This is a genomic window from Marinifilum sp. D737 (assembly GCF_026672275.1).
Lineage (GTDB): Bacteria > Bacteroidota > Bacteroidia > Bacteroidales > Marinifilaceae > Marinifilum.
The window spans coordinates 1-19,538 of the sequence record NZ_JANQCD010000032.1 but is presented as its reverse complement, the minus strand read 5'-3'; the positions used below and the strand labels follow the sequence as shown (position 1 = coordinate 19,538).

General features: G+C 36.5%; 10 protein-coding genes and 2 tRNA genes. 6 read left to right on the top strand and 6 right to left on the bottom strand.

Features of this window, described 5'->3' with window-relative positions:
• Positions 1–738: 738 nt before the first annotated feature.
• From NQ163_RS16385 to NQ163_RS16375, 3 genes are all read left to right on the top strand, one after another.
• Complete coding sequence (locus NQ163_RS16385) at positions 739–3,288, top strand: TonB-dependent receptor (RefSeq protein ID WP_268191414.1); 2,550 nt, start codon at positions 739–741, stop codon at positions 3,286–3,288.
• A gap of 29 nt (positions 3,289–3,317) precedes the next feature.
• A complete protein-coding gene (locus tag NQ163_RS16380; RefSeq protein WP_268191412.1) occupies positions 3,318–5,129 on the top strand; it encodes a choice-of-anchor J domain-containing protein in 1,812 nt (603 codons plus the stop codon).
• Between the two features lie 262 nt (positions 5,130–5,391).
• Positions 5,392–6,054, top strand: a complete 663-nt coding sequence (locus NQ163_RS16375) for a DNA-binding domain-containing protein (RefSeq protein WP_268191411.1) — start codon at positions 5,392–5,394, stop codon at positions 6,052–6,054.
• A gap of 565 nt (positions 6,055–6,619) precedes the next feature.
• On the opposite strand, the gene NQ163_RS16370 is transcribed toward NQ163_RS16375, so the two are convergent.
• The gene (locus NQ163_RS16370) at positions 6,620–7,660 is read right to left on the bottom strand and encodes an endonuclease/exonuclease/phosphatase family protein (RefSeq protein WP_268191410.1); all 1,041 of its coding nucleotides are present in this window, start codon (positions 7,658–7,660) and stop codon (positions 6,620–6,622) included.
• A gap of 1,101 nt (positions 7,661–8,761) precedes the next feature.
• On the opposite strand from NQ163_RS16370, the gene NQ163_RS16365 reads away from it, so the two are divergent.
• The 3 genes from NQ163_RS16365 (at position 8,762) to NQ163_RS16355 (ending at position 14,940) form a co-directional block, all read left to right on the top strand.
• Positions 8,762–11,437: a carboxypeptidase-like regulatory domain-containing protein gene (locus NQ163_RS16365; protein WP_268191409.1), complete on the top strand. Its 2,676-nt coding sequence runs from the start codon at positions 8,762–8,764 to the stop codon at positions 11,435–11,437.
• Positions 11,438–11,461: 24 nt separating this feature from the next.
• Complete coding sequence (locus tag NQ163_RS16360; RefSeq protein ID WP_268191408.1) at positions 11,462–13,915, top strand: DUF5689 domain-containing protein; 2,454 nt, start codon at positions 11,462–11,464, stop codon at positions 13,913–13,915.
• A 71-nt stretch (positions 13,916–13,986) separates the two neighbouring features.
• Positions 13,987–14,940 (top strand): endonuclease I family protein, encoded by a 954-nt coding sequence (locus NQ163_RS16355; RefSeq protein WP_268191407.1) that lies wholly within the window; start codon positions 13,987–13,989, stop codon positions 14,938–14,940.
• A gap of 82 nt (positions 14,941–15,022) precedes the next feature.
• Here the strand turns inward: NQ163_RS16355 and NQ163_RS16350 are convergent, their stop codons facing one another.
• From NQ163_RS16350 to NQ163_RS16330, 5 genes are all read right to left on the bottom strand, one after another.
• Positions 15,023–16,774, bottom strand: a complete 1,752-nt coding sequence (locus NQ163_RS16350) for an endonuclease (protein WP_268191406.1) — start codon at positions 16,772–16,774, stop codon at positions 15,023–15,025.
• 235 nt (positions 16,775–17,009) lie between these two features.
• Entirely contained in the window at positions 17,010–18,449 is a 1,440-nt protein-coding gene (locus tag NQ163_RS16345) for an MFS transporter (RefSeq protein ID WP_268191405.1), read from the bottom strand.
• A gap of 41 nt (positions 18,450–18,490) precedes the next feature.
• Positions 18,491–19,234 (bottom strand): phosphatase PAP2 family protein, encoded by a 744-nt coding sequence (locus NQ163_RS16340; protein ID WP_268191404.1) that lies wholly within the window; start codon positions 19,232–19,234, stop codon positions 18,491–18,493.
• Positions 19,235–19,329: 95 nt separating this feature from the next.
• Positions 19,330–19,403 (bottom strand) — tRNA-Asn (locus NQ163_RS16335).
• Positions 19,404–19,451: 48 nt separating this feature from the next.
• A tRNA-Asn gene (locus NQ163_RS16330) sits at positions 19,452–19,525 on the bottom strand.
• Positions 19,526–19,538 lie beyond the last annotated feature (13 nt).

Below are 19,538 nucleotides of genomic sequence, written 5' to 3'. Positions count from 1 at the left end.
CTTTATGACTCTGTGTCTTAAAAATCAGTCAATATCACTGAAAAAGGATGCTTTCATTGTAAAGCTTCTCCTTGTAAATGTCAAGATTTGCACACAAATTTTGTGAATTAATTGTGGCAGAATCGATTGCGCTGCTAAAAATGCGGCTGCAAAAGTACGGTTTATTTTTGTGAATCAATCTATTTAGATGGAATAATTTAAAACTTAGGAGAATTAGCCTCTAAACTTATCGCTTAATTAAAATTAATTTAACATGCAGTTCTGTATTATCTGATAGATTTGTGTTGGGGTTTTCTAACGAGAGAATATAATTTAGAATCATATCAATTAAACTAGTGATAAAAGGAAAAAACTGTACCTTCGCAGAATTATTGACGAGTTCAAGAATTACATTGTTTTGCAGATGGAATGGAATTGCTTTTAAACTAAATATTTGGGAGGTTTTAGATTGTGTAAATTGAATAAAAAGCACTATCTTCCGATTCCTAAATTTTAGAAGTGATGAACTTATAATTCGATATAATTTTTAGGTTTTTAGAAAAAATTGCCTCGGTATTTTAATGTCAAAATATTTTTTCGACGAACTGCATATTTTATCGGATGAATCCCAAGCAAGTGATTGTTGATTATTTGTTAATAAGTTTTAAACGAACCATTTTTGTAATCCTTTTCTCCAAGGAATGTGAGATGATTTTGTAGCAATTTTGCTACACTATTACTAACCTAACAATTCATTTTATGAAAAATGCAATGAGAAGTATTTTGACAATGGCGGCTGTATTGATGCTGTCCGTTGCAGCTATTGCTCAAACCACCGTAAAAGGTGTAGTCGTGGATGGAGATTCTGGTGAAAGTTTGCCAGGAGCTTCAATTGTTGTACCAGGAACCACTTCGGGTACAGTTTCAGGTTTTGATGGTTCTTTTGCTTTGCAAGTGCCTCAAGGAGCATCAAAAGTTATAGTAAGTTTTGTTGGTTTCCTTGATAAGGAAATCGCTTTGTCAGGAGCTCAGGATTTGGGGACTATTAAACTTGAGTCTGATGCTGTTGGTTTGAATGAAGTAAGTGTTATGGCTTCGATCGTAACAGACAGACAAACTCCTGTATCTGTGTCAACAATTTCTACTGAATTAATTGAAAACAAATTGGGAACTCAGGAATTTCCTGAAATCTTAAAGTCTACTCCATCTATTTATACTTCGAAAGAGGGTGGTGGATTTGGAGATGCTTCAGTTTATGTTCGTGGATTTGACTCAAACAATGTTGGAGTATTGATTAACGGTATCCCTGTTAACGATATGGAATCAGGTAAGGTTTATTGGTCGAACTGGGCTGGTCTTTCTGATGTAACTCGTACAATGCAGGTGCAAAGAGGACTTGGAGCTTCTAAACTTGGACTTTCTTCTGTAGGGGGTACAATTAACGTGCTTTTAAAATCGTCAGATGCTAAAAAAGGTGGTGTTGTTAAAACAAGTGTAGCAAACGATGGTCGTAAAAAGCAATTGTTTTCTGTTTCAACAGGGCTAATGGATAATGGTTGGGCTGTTACTTTATTAGGATCTCATACCTATGGAAGTATGTGGGCTAAGGGTACTGAGTTCGATGCTTGGGCTTATTATGCAAATATCTCTAAGAAAATTAATGAAAAGCACTCTCTTGCTTTCATGATAACAGGTGCACCTCAATGGCACAATCAACGTGGTAACAAGCACACAATTCAGCAGTATAGAGATCATAAGGATGAATTTAAATACAATTCAGATTATGGTATTCGTGATGGAAAAGAATATGGTGGAGCTTACGGTTACAACTACTACCACAAGCCACAAGCTCAGTTGAATCACTACTGGAATATCGATGATAAAACAAATCTGACGACTTCTCTATATGCTTCTATTGGTTCAGGTGGAGGACGTCGTGTAGATGGTGCTCAGAAAAATTGGTTGGGTGTTAACAGATATACTGGTGCTGACTATGATGAGACAATGAGAACTGGTGATGGTTTACTTGATTTTGATGGAGTTGCAGCAAGAAATGCAACTTACGTTGCTGAAGGTTCACAAGCTATTATTGGTAACTCGGTAAATAATCACACTTGGGTTGGTTTGTTATCGACATTCACTAAGGATATTGATAATTTAAAGCTAACAGCTGGTTTTGACGGACGTTACTATAAAGGAGAACACTATAAAGAAATTGATGATTTATTAGGTGGTGCTTTCTTCCTTGATGGTCATAAGAACAGAGATGATTATACAAAATTGAAGAAAGGGGACAAATATTCTTACTACAATGATGGTGAGGTATTGTACACCGGAGTATTCGGACAAGGTGAATATGTTGCAGATGATTATTCAGCCTTTGTTTCTGCTGCAATTTCAAGAAAAGCATACAAGCGTGTTGATTACTTCAACTACCTTCCAGGTGAGCAGGAATCAGATTGGGAAGATTTCTTTCCTTGGAACGTAAAAGCAGGTTTCAATTATAAGATTAATTCAGTTCACAATGTATTTGTAAACGGAGGTTACGTTCAAAGATCACCTTATTTTAGAAATGTATTCTTGAATTATACCAATGAAGTGAATGAAGATGTGAAGTATGAGAAGATCATTACTGCTGAATTGGGTTATGGATATACTTCAACAAATTTTGATGCCAAAGTAACAGCTTACTGGACCAATTGGATTGACAAAGGTTTGGTAATGAGTCTTCAGGGACAAACTGCTAATATTACAGGTTTGAATCAATTACACAAAGGGATTGAAATTGAAGCGACTTACAAGCCTAGCAAGAAGTTAACTGTTAAAGGTATGTTATCAGTTGGAGACTGGGTTTATGAAGATGATGTAAACTTTAGTTTATATGATGATAACAATGTATTAATCGATGAGTTTAATGCATATATCAAGGATGTACATGTTGGTAACTCTGCTCAGTTAACAGGAGCTCTTGAAATTAATTATGAAGTACTTCCTAAATTAAGAGTTGGAATTGATTACTTATACAATGGAAGACACTTTGCTGATTTCGATCCTACAAACAGAACCAATGGTGCTGAAGATAGAGTAGATTCTTGGGAAATGCCAGATGTAAGCTTGGTAGATATGAACTTCGTTTACAAGTTTAAAATTGGTAACCTTGATGCATCGGTTAATGGTAAGGTAAATAACTTGTTTAATGTAGAGTATGTTTCTAAAGCTGATGATGGAAACCAACACAATGCAGCTTCTGCTTTGGTATGGTATGGTTACGGAACAACTTGGTCAACAGGTTTAAAAGTTAAATTTTAATCATTATCAAAACCTTTAAATTAATTAAGATGAAAAAATTTATATATATGCTTTCATTACTTGCAATTGTATTTGCAAGTTGTGATCCGATGGAGGACACTTATGATGAGCTTGATGCTTTGGATAAGGTGACTTTCGACCCAACTCAGCTGGAAATTACATTAAACGCTGATCAATATGCAGCTATTAGCAAGTTGGCTTTAGAAACAGCTAAAAATGCAGAAGATACTGCAAGAGCAAAAGAAATCGCTTCTTTATTAAGTTTTAGCGATAACAGACCTGCTTCTGCTTATATGCCTGCAGCTTTAAATGCTGCGTACCAAACATTGGATGAAACATCTTCAATTAAGGTGAACTATAATTTTGATACAAGAGATTTGGCATATCTAACAGCTTATACTGATGCTCCTTATTTTAAATTAGGAGAAGATCAGTATGCAATGGTAAACGAATTGATTGCTGCTGCTCAGTATTTCTCTCCAAGTTATCCGGCAAATGACTTCTTGCCTGAAATTCTTGCAGCAAAATATCCTGATGCTGTAGACGGAGATGTTAGCTTGGTTCGTTATGACTATAGAAATGTAGATCCAGATCCAAATGAGTACTCTGAAGTTACCCTTTTCTCTGCTAGCTTTTCAGATTTATCTCAGTTTACAACAGTATCTGTAACAGGAGATGATCAAGAATGGTATGATTCAGGTTATGGTGGAGTTGATTATGCTAAAATTTCAGGTTATTCTAGTGGTACACGCTATGAAAATGAAGATTGGTTGATTTCTGCTGAAATTGATTTGGCTGATGTAGTTGATCCATTCCTTAATCTCTCACAGGCTTTAAATTATTTATCAGGAGATTGGCAGCAAACTTTTGTTTACGTTTCAGACAAGTATGATGCAACCCAAGCACCAGATGTTGCAGATTGGACAGAATTAACCATTGAGAATGCACCAGCGGGTGATAGCTGGACTTTTGTTGAGTCTGGAAATATTGATTTGTCTGCTTACGCAGGTAAGAAAATTCATGTTGCTTTTGTATACAAATCTAACGCTACTGATGCGGCAACCTGGGAAATTTCTCAACTTGATGTAAAAGGTGTAACTCAAGGAGCTGAAGGTGAAAAAGTAGAAGAGTATTACGAGTTTGACGGAAGCGAATGGGCAAAATCAGATGTATACTACTTACAAAGAGGTGATTATACTGAAATGGGAAGTGGCCCTGGTAAATATGGTAACTTCTCTAGTTCTGTTCCTGCTGAAGATTACCTTCCAACTTTCTTAAGTATGAAATATCCATACGCACAAGAAGGTGAAGTAAAGGTAATGATTTACAGATATTATGCTGGAGGTACTAGAACCGTTGCAGCTGAATATACTTATTCAGAAGGTGTATGGAGCTCGATGCCAACCAAAATGGATCAGTTTGTATTCTATGGAGCTGAAGGTTGGAAATTTGATCCTACAGTAACCTATACAATGGTTTCTGAAGATTACCAGATTATTGTAGACTATTCGGTAGATACACATGGTAAGACTTCTGATTATAGCGATTCTGAGTATTATTATGGTGCAGGTTCTAAGTATGTAAACTTTGACATTAGAAGTGGAAAATTCGATGAGAGTTTTGCTACTTGGCAAGATGCGGTTAAGGAAGGTATTAAAACAGCTTACCTGCCAAACAAATATCCTGACGCTGTAACTCAAGTACAAGGAGTAGATGTACATTATATTATTGGATTTACAACTTATGATGGATCAAATACCAATTATACTATTGAGTTCAAGTGTACTAAATCAGGTCCAAATCCTGAATTTGAGTACGTAGAAGGTCCTACATTGAAGTAATTATAATTACAATATTTTTAAAACCCCGAATCATTGCGATTCGGGGTTTTTTGTTTCAGAAAAGTAAAGTTCAATGACGTATTAATGAGGGTCTTATTGTATAAAATCCTGTGTTTAATGACATGATAAATATCCTTGACATTGTATGTAAACTGTATGAACTTGTTTAGTGTTTAATAAAAAATAATCAAATCACTAAAATTTTAAGTTATGAATAGAATTGATTTATGGTTACAAGACAACCCTTTAACACCAAGACCTAATGATTTTTTATGCCCGGGTAAAACCAATGGGGAATATTAAAATTGAGGACATTGCCAAAGAGATTATTAAAGGGGGATCGGAGCACAACGAGGCAACCATTATTGATATCCTTTCGCGTAGCAATCAGGTGATTATTGAAAAGATGGCGCAGGGCTATAGTGTGAATACAGGAGTGTTTCATGGCCACCTTACCGTAAATGGAGTTTTTAATGGGGTTACCGATAGATTCAATCCCGAACAGCACCGTTTAATTGCTTCTTTTACCTCAGGTAATGAATTGCGCGAAGTGCTAAAGAAAACACAAGTAGAAATTCTTGGGAAACAAACTGGTGAGCCTGTAATAGGGAAAGTAATTGATAGCCTAAGCGAGAAGGAGGACAGTATCATCACTCCTAACAATGTAATTATTGTGAAAGGCAATCGCTTAAAAGTTGCTGGTGAAGATGCATCTGTGGGGGTTTACCTTATCAACCAATCCGATGATATACGCCACAAGTGCGATCAAATCATATCCAATGACCCTAAACAGTTAATGGTAATGGTTCCGGCCTTAAGTGCCGGCAATTACGAATTGGAAATTATAACGCAATATTCATCGGGACATAATTTTAAAAAGACAGTGAGTAAAACTCAGTTTGAGCACATCTTGATTGTTGAATAAGGATACATTTGCCTATAGAAAGTCCGAATGGCTCAAAGCAGTTCGGGCTTTTATTTTTTGGGGACGCCATCCCCTCGTTGCAGGGAGCAGTTTCCCCAGCAAGCAGGGAGTACTTTCCCCTCGAGGCTGGGGATGTCATTTGCTCGAGACAGGGGATACTGGTGTCGTGTCATGCTTGCTCTAACGTTCCAGGTAAAAGTCAAAAGGTGACTCTTTACATCTTGCAAATCAGTCACCCTTTAACTAAGGCAGACCAATAACAGCAGATGAGAAAAGACTCATGTAGCTATGGCTATGCTTACTTTTTCTATCTGGCAACTGCCGGATCAAAAAGCGATTGCAACTTACCCGTATTTTCACAAATCACTTGACACTAGCTAGCCTGTTTAATAAATAAAGTCACCATTCAATTCAATATTCGGTTTTTGCACATTTTGTCAATTTTTCAATGATAAAGCTATTATATAAAGCTACAGCATATCCTTACCTATTTTCGTAAGATTTGTGAATAAAAAAGGCTGAACCCATTACAGGTTCAGCCTTCCTAAAAATATTATCAGTGTTTCTATTTCTCTTTTACAAGATAAACAAACACTGGCAGGTGATCGCTATAACCACCTACGTAGTTGTCAAATGAAAAAGTTCTTTTAGGATATCCTTTGTAACGTCCACTCTCGGTAAACATGAATTTTTCTCTTAGTATTTCCGATTTCAGGTAAGTGAATCCGCCCTTTGTGTGTACCAAAGGATTTGAAAGAAGAATTTGATCGAACAAATTCCAGCTATCGCGGTAAGCAAGGGTTCCAATTCCATTTTTGTATAGATTTTCCCAAGGATTATAGAATAAACCTCCTTGCACCTTCTTTTTGCTTGCTTTGGTACCAATTACTTTCTTCACACTTTCGTTGATTGGGTCGTCGTTTAAATCGCCCATGATAAAGATTTTTGCGTTGGCATCATCTTTTAAAAGTGAATCGGCAATAGAACGAGTAACTGCAGCAGCACCATTTCTATTAGGACGGCTTTTCTTTTCACCACCATATCGCGATGGCCAGTGATTTACAATTACATGTACCTTATCGCCAAATAACAATCCGCTTACCAATAACTGATCTCGAGTGTAAAGAGTATCTCCATTTTCTTTAAGTGGCTGATACTTGTATTTTTTCTGATCCAAAAGTTTAAAATGTTTCGGATTGTACAACAAACCTACATCAATACCACGTTTGTCAGGCGATTCGAAATGTGCAATTTGGTAGTTTCTGTTTTTAATTGGTGACTGTTGTACCAAATCCTCCAATACATTACGATTTTCAATCTCCGAAACACCAAGAATTGATACTCCCTCTTGTACACCATTTTTTCCCATTAGAGAAATGATGTGAGCCATATTGAAAAGTTTGTCTTCATATCTGGCTTTGCTCCATTTTCTTTTTCCTCCTGGCAGGTATTCTTCATCGCGTTTGTTTGGATCGTCAATCGTATCGAAAAGGTTCTCCAAATTGTAAAAACCTACGCAGGCCACTTGGTAGTCTTTCTTTTGTGCGAACGACTCACCAGATGAAACCATCAAAAAAGCCAATAATAAGGCTGCTATTGTTCTCATTCTTATCATGTGAATTCTGTAATTATGGCAGAAAATGTTCTGCAATAGTTTGATTCTAAATTTCTAAATAAAACAAGGGAATGGAAACTATCCCAATCAATCGGGGAGAATAGATTGATTTTACAGTCAAAATGGTTGGCAACGAATTGCCTTGCAATATTAAAGCTTTTTTAGCGATTATAAAAACGGAATGAGTTAGTAGAGGATATAAAATTAGGAAAAGGAGATTTGTCCTTTAATAACATATTCGTTTTAGTAAGGAAAATCTAATAGCTTTTAGTGCAAAATAGAATAAGGATAAGATATTAATTATACGAATCAAAGGTTGAAAATATTTTAAAAACAAGGCTCTATATGATTTTTAGTGGGTGAGTTACTAAATAGTACTTAAAATTAAAATGTATGGTATAAACATTACAATTACTCATTTAAGCTTGTATTGAATAAACTGATTTTAAAAATATTATAGTGTTAATACTTTAAGTACTCCAAGTATTCTAAGTACTTTAGGCACTTCTTTAGAATTACCCATTGTAAATCACACAGCACCAAAAACAATAGTAAGGCTTATATAGAAATTCTTCCCTTTTAGGGAAGATGGCGACAGCCAGAAGGGTGTTTTTGATTATATTGTTTTGATTTCACCCTTTTCCCTGTAGGGATTTTGTTCACATTAAAATCATTTTTCAATTGTGTTCACGAGCTCCGCTACGCTACGGTTCCATAGTAGGGAAAAACTCAACTTGAAAAAGTGATGAAATTCATTACGGTCTAATTTTAACCATTGATTGGCATTAATTATTCTTTTTAACAATGATTTTAGTCTATGTAATCTTTGATATATGGTTGTTAATCAAAAGTTATGCGTTAAACTCGACCATTGATAACAGATATTGCAACACTTAATCAAATTAACCCATTCTTAATATGAGATTGTGATTAATATTATTAGTTTTGCAATCGTTAAAACACACCATTTTATTATCCCTCAACAAATACTTCGTTGAAAGCAAATTTGTGGTTTTTTGGAATTTGCTTTTACCAGGGGAGAGGTAGGTAGCTTCCAAATGCCTAACTGTACTAATCAAATTATTTAATTTCATGAAAAAGATTCTTCTGTTTCTACTAATGGGAGTACTTTCATCTTTTGCATTGCATGCCCAAACCGGGAATGTTAGTGGTAAGGTGAGAAACTCTGTAGACAGAAATTATCTATCTCAGGTAAAGGTTGAAGTATTGGGTACCAACTTAAGTGCTTTTACTGATGCTGAGGGTAATTTTCTGATCTCTGAAGTTCCGCAAGGCAAACACTTGTTGGAGTTTATTTTACAAGATTTTAAAAGCGTGTCGATGGCAGTGAATGTTGTCGCAGGAAGCACACTTGACCTTAAGGTGGTTGAGTTGGAGCCAAGCGCTTTGAGTCAATCTTTTAAGGATTTTGACTTTTCTTCCTTAACCGATGAAGAATTAGATGATGAAGGTTCGAAAGAGAACATCTCAGGCTTATTGGCAAGCTCAAAGGATGTGTTTGTTTCGAATGCAGGTTATGTCTTCAGTCAGTTGCGATTCAAAACTCGTGGATATAGCACCGACAATACCAGCATCCGTATGAACGGAATGTTGATGAACGACATGGAGAATGGTAGAGGATACTGGTACAAGTGGGGTGGTTTGAACGATGCTACTCGTAACCAGGAAATATATTACGGTTTAGGTTCAAATGATTTTGGATTTGGCGGTGTTGGTGGAACAACAAATATTAACACCAGTGCAATCGACCAAAGAGTAGGAACCAAATTGGTTTACTCTCGTTCAAACAAAAGTTACGCTAACCGTGTAATGGCCACGCATTCAACAGGATTAATGGAGAATGGTTGGGCATTCACAGTATCTGGATCGCGTCGTTGGGGTGATGAAGGATATGTTGATGCAACTTTTTATGATGCTTACAGCTATTTCCTATCTGCTTACAAGCAGTTGAATGATAATCACAGCTTAAACCTAACAGTATTTGCTGCTCCTAGCGAAAGAGGTAAAGGTGGTGCATCAACTCAGGAAGTTTACGATCTTGTTGGCGATAACTATTACAACCCATACTGGGGATATCAGAATGGTGATAAAAGAAACTCAAGAGTGGGCAAGTCTCACCAACCAGTTTTCATGTTGAACCACGATTGGAAAATCAATGAGAAAAGCAATTTGAAAACAGGTGTTTCATATACATTTGGGCGTAATGGTAGCACCAGATTAGGATGGTTTAATGCTCCTGATCCACGTCCGGACTACTATAATAAGTTACCTAGTAACTCAGCAAATCCTGAAGAGGTTGCAAGACTATGGAAAACTGATCCAAAAGTTCGTCACATCGATTGGGACAGAATGTACCAGGTGAACAGCAACGATCCTAATGCACAGTATTATGTGGAAGAGAATCGATATGATGCTGAACAGTTAATGGCCAATACAACATATACAAAGGAAATTAACAACAACTGGAATTTAACAGCTGGCTTGGATTACACTTATTACATTGGTAGCCGTTTTAATGTAATGGACGATTTGTTAGGTGCTGAATACTTATTGGATTACGACAAGTATGCTCCAACTTCAATGAGAGATAACGATTTGAATAATCCGGATAGAAAAGTAAAAGAAGGTGATACTTTTGGTTTCGATTACGATGTTCATTTGAGAAAAGCAGGATTCTTTGCACAAACTGATTTCGTTTACAACCAGTGGGAAGGTTACATTGGTGCTGAAGTAAGTCAGACAAAAATGTGGAGAGAAGGTAACATGAGAAAAGCCATCTTCGCCGATCAATCATACGGAGAAAGTAGTAAGAAAGATTTTACTAACTTTGGCGTTAAAGGAGGTTTAACTTACAAATTGAACGGACGTAACTACTTTACTGCAAATGCTGCTTATCAAACTAGAGCTCCTTTCCTGAGAAATGCATTTGAATCAGCAAGAACAAGAAATAAGTGGGTTGATAATCTTGAGGAAGAAAAAATCATGTCTTTCGATGCAGGTTACCAATTACGTTCACCTTTTGTTAAGGCAAGCATAAAAGGTTTCTACACTCGTTTCGAGGATCAAACTCAAGTTAGAAACTATTTTACAAGTAACTTCCAAAACGGACAAAGTGCTTTTGTAAATGCAATTTTAACAGGCATTGATAAAGAACACATGGGAGTTGAATTGGGTGTTGAAGCAAAATTGACACCAACCTTAACAGCGATTTTCGCAGCATCTAAAGGTCAATACATTTATGATTCAAGACCTGAAATGAAAGAAGTTGCAGTAGATATAGACTTGGAAAGTGAAACCAATACAGTATATGCTAAGAACTTCTATGTTCCGGGGACTCCGCAAACAGCTGCTACTGTTGGATTAAAATACTCTTCACCAAAATATTGGTGGGCTGGTATTAATGCCAATTATTACGATGATACATACTTGGATTTCCATCCTGCAAGAAGAACTTCTAAAGCTGTTGAAGGTCTTACTCCAGGATCAGATGATTGGAATACTACGATCAATCAGCGTCAGCTTGATGAAGCTTTCACTTTAGATTTGAACATTGGTAAATCATGGAAAATTAATGATTACTACATTTCTTTAAATGCAAGTGTAAACAATGTTTTGGATGATACAGATATCACTACCGGAGGATACGAACAGAGTAGATCTTCTGTAGATTCAGATCGTAATTTTGGAGATAAATTGTACTACTATTATGGTCGTACTTATTTCGTGAACCTAAGTGTTCGTTTTTAATCTAAATTCTATAAAAACTAAGATATGAAGAGCATTAAAAAGTTTTTCTACGCTGCATTAATTACAGCGGGTCTTGCAACCAGCTTTGTAGCTTGTGTTGATAATGATTTTGACCAACCAGAGATTATGGTACCTGAGTATGAAGGTGCTTCAAATACATCAATTACTGACTTGAAAGCAAAACATACCAATGGTGAATTTGAAACTATTGAAGAAGATTTGGTAATTGAAGGATATGTTGTATCTGACGATACTGAAGGAAACTTCTACAAGCAAATTATCGTTCAAGATAGCCGTGAAGGTGCTACTGGTGGTATCGAAGTAAAAATTAATGAAAAAGGTCTTTCTTCAATGATGAAACCTGGACAACAGGTATTCATTAAAGTGAAAGGTTTGGTTTTGGGTGATTACAATGGATTGGTTCAACTTGGTGGAGGAACTTTCCAAAATGGTAAGTATACAAACCTTGCAGGTATTGATCCAGGTTTAATTAAAGATCATATCTTCTTGAATGGTCTACCTATAGAGCTACAGCCAAAAGAAGTTTCTCTTGAGGAGCTTAAAGACAATGATTTGTACAATTCATTGGTTAGTACATTAGTAAAGATTACTGCTGCTCAGTTCGAAGATGCAGATGGTACTTTGACTTATGCAGAAAAGGATAAGAGTTCGAACCGTGATCTTGTTGGTCCCAAAGGAAACAAACTAATTGTACGTAACAGTGGTTACAGCAACTTCTACGATGAAGTTTTACCTCAGGGATCAGGTACCATTGTTGGTGTTTTAAGTAAGTTTGGTAATGACAAGCAGATGATGATTCGTTCTTTGGAAGATGTTGACATGACTGGAGAGCGTTTCGATGGATCTACTGGTGGTGGATCTGCTGGTGAAGTTACTTTAGGAAACGCAGTTACCAGTTTAAATGAAACTTTTGACGCGATCGTAAATTACGAAGATGTTGCATTTGAAGGATGGAATAATGTATATACTGAAGGAACACGCAAGTGGCAAGGAAAAGAGTACAATGGTACCAAATATGCTCAGGCTTCGGAATACAATTCTGAAGATGCGAAAAATGTTTCTTGGTTGATTACTCCAGGTTTGGATGTTACCAATGCTGAGAATAAGATTTTTAATTTCGAGACTAAGAATGGATACAATACCGGTGCTACTTTGAAGGTGTTGATTTCTACTGATTTGGCAACAGATGTGAATTCTGCTACATGGACAGAATTGTCTGCTAATATTGCCAGTGGAACAGCTGATAAGTATTCGGACTGGGTAAAATCGGGAGATATTGATCTTTCCGGATATAATGGTACTGTTTATATTGCCTTTAAATACGAAGCGGAAGCTGGTACAAAAGGTGGTACTTTCCAAGTTGATAATGTGAAGTTTAACACTGTAGCAGCTCCTCCTGCTGATGTTACTGTAACAGAATTAAATGAGGCATTCGATAATGTTACTGCAGAGAGCGATGTGGCATTGGAAGGTTGGTTTGTTGGAGCCACAGCAGGTGATAGAAACTGGATTGGTAAAGAGTACAGTGGTAATAAGTACATTCAGGCATCAGGTTATAATTCAGAATTGGATGCTATGGAGGCTTGGGTTGTAACTCCGGGTTTAGATCTTGATGCTGCAGCTAATAAAAACTTTAGCTTCGAAACAAAGGCAGGTTATTCTAAGGATGAGACTTTAGAGGTATTCATTGCAACTGATTTTAATAAGGACTTAGCTGCTGCTAATTGGCAGCCACTAACTGTAACACTTGCTCCTAAAAACGCAACAGGTTACAGCAGTGAATTTACGAACTCGGGTGATATCGATCTTTCATCATATTCGGGAACAGTTCACATTGCTTTTAAGTATACAGGAAGCAAAGATAACAGCGGAACATGGCAACTTGATAACGTGAAATTCAATTATACAGAAGGTGGTGGCGACACTGGCGGTGGCGATAATGGAGGTGATACCAATGCAGCAAGCCTTTTCCCAGGTTCTGATTTTGAAGATTGGAATGCTTTTACAGGAGCTTTGAATAATTATGGTTTAAAATCCTATGTAGAACAAAGTACTGAAGGAAGAAATGGTGGTAAAGCCATGCAGATTAAGACTACCCCTACAGGTAATGATTATGTATTTACTGCAACTGTACCAGAAGGATTCGATGCTACAGGAAAAACTAAAATTGTATTCTACATTAAAGGAACTTCAGGTAAATCGTTATCTTTAAATGTTTACAAAGCGGATGGATATGCTCGATTCAATTTAGGTGACTATTCTGCAGAAGCAACTATTGAACCTTCTTCGTCTAATTCCTATACTGGAACAATTGATACAAGTGGAGAATGGGTTAAAGTTACATTAAACATTACTGATGTTGCTCTTCAAACAACAGCAGGAGAATCTCTATTTGCCTTAAAAGTTGGTAAAGAACAAGCTTACGATTTATTAGTTGATGACATTACAATTGAATAAGTAAGTTTATAATATAATTTTAGGGCATTGTTCTTTAACAATGCCCTATTTTTTAATAAATTGTTAGAACGATGAAAAAGATTTTATTGTTGCTGTTAATGTTCAACTTCTTCCTGTTCTCTTGTGATTCAGGAAGCGGCGATAATTCAGCACCAGATACTGATATCGAACAACCAGATCAGCCAGACCAACCTGATGATAATAAGAATACGGATAGAGAGAACTATTTGACTCCTAACGTAGACTCAGAAGGTAAGATTATTGTGAATTATACTCCCAAAGAGTATGTAGCAACTGTTGAAGAGGGACAGCACATGATGTCTGTACGAATTCCAAAGAACTATTATACCTCTGCATCTACTCTTAAAGGTGATGATTTAAGAGAGGAATTGCAAGAAATTATCTCCACTGGCGCTATTAAATTGGAGTATACAAGCAGTTCATCATACGATGTTTGGGACATGTGTGAAGCAGGTGACCAGAATCCAGCAGATGAAAGACAAGTATGGCAGATTTATACGGAAACTGGAAGAGCTAAAAATGATCATAGTGCTGGTGTAAGCGACGAGTGGAACAGAGAGCATGTTTGGGCCAAATCACATGGTGATTTTGGTACATCTCCAGGAGCAGGTACCGATGGTCATCATTTAAGAGCATCATACAGTAGAGAAAATAGTACCAGAGGCAATAAAAACTTTGGCGATGTGAATGGCCCTAGAACATCTAATACTCAATTTTATGAACCGCCATTAAGCGCTAAAGGAGATGTCGCCCGAATGATTTTTTACATGGCAGTTCGTTATGACTTTAAAGTTGATAACTCAGGAGTTATAGATAAAGAAGCTCGTATGGGTAAGTTGGATGATTTGTTGAAGTGGAATGAGTTGGATCCGGTTGACCCTTATGAAATCAGAAGAAACAATATCATTTACGGTTTCCAGAAGAATCGTAACCCATTCATCGACCATCCTGAATTGGTGAAGTACGTATTCGGCGACAAGAAGGATGCAACCTGGAAAGAGTAGTGATCAATTAATAATGAGTAATGAACAATTAGTAATTGTTTTTACTTGAAAGAAAAAGCGGTTGAATCATCAACCGCTTTCTTTATTTCTTGATTAGTTTTTTCGAGATTCTTGTTCCATCCTTCATGGAAAATGTTAGGATGTAAATGCCTTTTGGAAGGCTGGATAAGCTTAAAGAAGTTTGTCCGCTTTCTTCTATGATTGGTTTCCCTGTAAGGTTTATAATTCTAATTTTTTCAACATTTTGTTGATTGGTAAGATAAATGGTTCTACTACTTGGATTAGGATAGAATGCAGGTTTGGCATCATTGGTAAAAGGATCATCTATGCTTGTGGTTCTATCTGTTGTAAAAGTCCATTCCGTTTTATCCGAAATACCTTTGAAATAATTGCCTGCAGCATCCTTCACAGCCTTTTCATCAATTAAGATGTAATAGCTTTCACCTTCTTCCAATTCGTTGCTTAAACTAATTGTAATCACATTGTCATCATACTCAATGCTCGTATTGGAAGCACCCAAATATTCTATCAGATCATCCTCTGAATTGTAAACTTTAAATCCATCACTATCATTTCCAGCACTTACAGAATGATTAAAATCCATACTAATTTCAATATCTGAGCTAACATTTTCTGCTTCATTTAGAGGAACTCTGGCAGTAATTTCAAGAGGATCGAGTACTAAATTACCTGTTGAGAATGCCCATGTGTAATTATTATCAATTCCTTTAAAATATTCCCCATCAGCATTCTTAATGGCATTGGTTTCTATTTTGATATAGTAGCTATTTCCAGCCTTAAAATTATTGTAAGGGAGTACTTTAACTGTTTTGCCATCGAAAGTTACCAATGAAGTATTATTCATTTTAATGGTTTCGAAAATACTATTATCATCCTTATTGTGAATAATTAAATTTCCTTCTCCCGCCGAAACTTCTTGAGTAAAATTCACCATTAATTCCGCATTCACTTCCACATTAGAAGTGTTGTTAACAGGAATGGTAGAGGTAAGATTGAACTCAGCTGGACTTTCGTTTAGCCAAATGTAATTGGCATACTCTGGGTGATCGATGAAAGGATTTCTATTTTCTTGAATTTCGTAGATTTTCTCATTTCGTTTACGTTCCCATTCACTTACAGGATCTTGTTTGTGCCATTCCAATAATGTTGCCTTTCGGCCATGAACAGTTTCACCTGAATTGTATAGGTTCATATCATTGGTCATCTCGCAATCAGGTTCACCATTGGTTCCCTCATAACGTACTGTCATGTAAAAAATCATTCGGGCAACATCACCTTTCACCTCATCTCTTGGTTCCCATGAATCTCCATCTGAATAACATCCTGTTGCTTCTGAGTTTTGAGTTCCCCCATTATCAAAAAACTTATTCCATCGATCAGTATTTACACTCCTGTCGGCAGGGCGCAATGCGTGTATGTCGGTGGCAGCTCCTGGATCATCATAAGGATTGCCTAATCCATAGGATTTTGCCCAAATATGCTCGCGATTCCAAGAATCCGGATCATCGCTTTTCCCATCATCTTGTCGAGATTTTTTTTCACTCCTACCTGTGTATATTAGAATTAGATTGTTTGGATTATCTGGATCTTCATCGGTTTGTTTTAAAGCATCCCAAACGCTTGGATTACCACTGCTGTATTCAAGCACTTTTTGTGATTTAATGATGTTGTGAAGAGCTGTCTTTAATTCAATTCCTGATTTACCTTCAGCATTTTGATAATATTGCTCAACGGAAGTTTGGGCCAGTGTAGAAAATACACTAGCTAAGAGAATAATTAATATATAGAGTTTTGTGCGTAGAATTCTAATCATATACAAATCCTTAGTACGTTATTAATACCTTGGTTGAGAGCATAAAAATGGTTGTGGTTGTATATACTACGAACAAATCACGGAAAAGTGACTACTGTTGCACGGAATATTGAGGCCAAATTATGAAATATCTGCTAGATAGCCTTATTTTTCAATAATATTTTGATGAAAAAGACATAAAAAAATCCCGCTGAAGCGGGATTAAAAATTGTTAACCATTTTACGATGGTAATTGTTAAGATTTTTTATTTAATAGTAATTTATCGTAGAAATAAAGAGCAATAACAGCAAATAAGCCAATTGCTAAAATCACATACCAGATATTATCTGGATTGTAGGTGTTCCAAAGGAATTGAGTCAATTCGTTTTGGTTCATACCCATTAATTCACCAGCTCTATTGAAATATTCTGTAGCTGAAAAATCTTTAGAGATAGCAGGAATATCCAAACCTCTTTTTTCCACTTCTTTAACCAATAGGTTCACCTTATCTGACATGCTGCCATATACATTACCTGAGATTACTCCACCAAGAGTACTACCTGCAAAAACAGGTAGGAAAGAACATCCCATGTATAAGCCAACTTTATCTTTTGGAGCAATTCTACCAATGTATTCTGTAATTTTTGGAGAACTGGCCATTTCACCAATCGAGAAAATAAAGATTGCTGTAATTACAAACAATACATTTTGCGTGTAAAGGGTTAGTGCCATACCAATGGTACAAACCAAAATTCCACCCATCATTGCTTTTAATGGCTTTAGTTTCATTACAATTGATGAGATAATAATCTGGAAGATGATGATGAACATGGCATCGAAATTCACGATAAACTCTGAGTCCATTTGTCCACCTTTACCATAAGTTTCCGTTACTGCTGGCATAAAACCTTCAAAGAAATTGTAAACTGATGAAGTATCAACCCACTGTGTAATAAATACAGGCAAGGTAAAGAACAATTGATAGTACATGCTCCAGAATGCTGCAACAAGAAGAAGAAAAATCACAAATTTAAAATCGCTTAGGGCGGTTCCTATATTTTTGAATACATTACCAATTGCTTCCCCTAATGATTCTTGTTTGATTTCTCTTTCAGGCTCCTTGTAGAACAGAATCAAGATAAAATTGATTAAGATTACACCAGCCGAAATGTAGAAAACAGTAGTGTAGCCACTGTCTTTGTATGCGAGTGTCACCAAAGGACCAATAAATGCTCCAATGTTAACCATCATATAAAAGATTCCAAAACCAATGGATGAGGTTTCTTCGTCGGTTGTTTTTGCTACAGTGGCAGATATAATAGGCTTAAACAAAGCTGCACCTAATGCCAAGTATAGATACATGGCAAATACTCCTGCAAAAGTATTGAATAGAGGCAGGGCAATAAAAGCAGTGCTGTATACAACAAATGAAATTCCTAAAACACGTTTATACCCATATTTATCTGCAATTGCACCAGTAATAACAGGAAGGAAGTATAAAATACCTGTTCCAACTCCCATGATAATTCCTTTTTGTGCCTGCGATAATCCAAGTGCTCCAATATCTGTTGATCCTGTAAGGTAGTTGGCAAATAACATGAAAAAGCCGTACCAAGCCCATCGTTCGAAAAGCTCAATGGTGTTGGCTACCCAAAAGGTTCTGGGAAATTTTTTAAATACTTTAGTAATACTCATAACTAAAATTTTTTGGTTGTGTAGGTTGTTTGTGTTGTTGTTTAAAATTTGATTACTATTCCATTTCCACTAAATAATACCCTCTGATTTTTGCGTTTGTGAAAATAAAGGCCTGCAAAATAGCCAATTCCTCCACCTAAAACAACATCTGAGAACCAGTGTCTGTTTCGGTACATTCTTGCTAAACTTACCGATGCTGGAATTACATAGATCCATTTGCTATATTCTTCGGCAAAAGGTGTGAACACAGACCATGCCACAAATGCATGTCCTGACGGAAATGATTTGGTATTGTTGGAATTTCCTCCAAAAGCATCAAAGTGCATATTGCCATGCATCTGATCAGGACGAGAACGACCAGCAATAATTTTAATCCCTTCGGTTAAAATTGCTCCAGTAGCCAATGCTTTCGCAGAGTTGAGTGCTGTATTGGAAAGTCTTTCATCTTTTATTATTGCACCAATTGCCCATGTTGCTACTATCGAAGGAGCAATGATCTTTTTTTCACCAAATTCATTAAAGAAATCCGTGTATTTGCCTGCAAAAGAAGATTGGTTGTCCTTGATTTTATCGCTGGCCCATTCATCTATTAAGAAAGCTCCTCCTAATAAACCACCAAAGATAATCAGGTTTTTGCTGCTGAAAACTTCTTTGCCCAAACCTGGATTTAAGATGTTTCTGGAGTTTTTAAAATAGGGAATAGAATCTTGTTGAACAGGATTAAAAGCTTTTGATTGGATTGATATGACCAAAAGGAATAGAAGTGCTAGTAACTTATTTTTCACGGGTTATATTTTTGAACCCAACAAAATTAGAAGATTTTTTGAATAGGAGAGGAAGGATATGAAAAAAGCCACCCAAATTGGATGGCTTCTTTTTGCTCCCCCTCTAGGACTTGAACCTAGGACCCCCTGATTAACAGTCAGGTGCTCTAACCAGCTGAGCTAAGGAGGAGTGTATAACTCCTAATATATTTTTAAACCCATTAAGAAAGGTTTTTTGCTCCCCCTCTAGGACTTGAACCTAGGACCCCCTGATTAACAGTCAGGTGCTCTAACCAGCTGAGCTAAGGAGGAGTATAACTCCTAA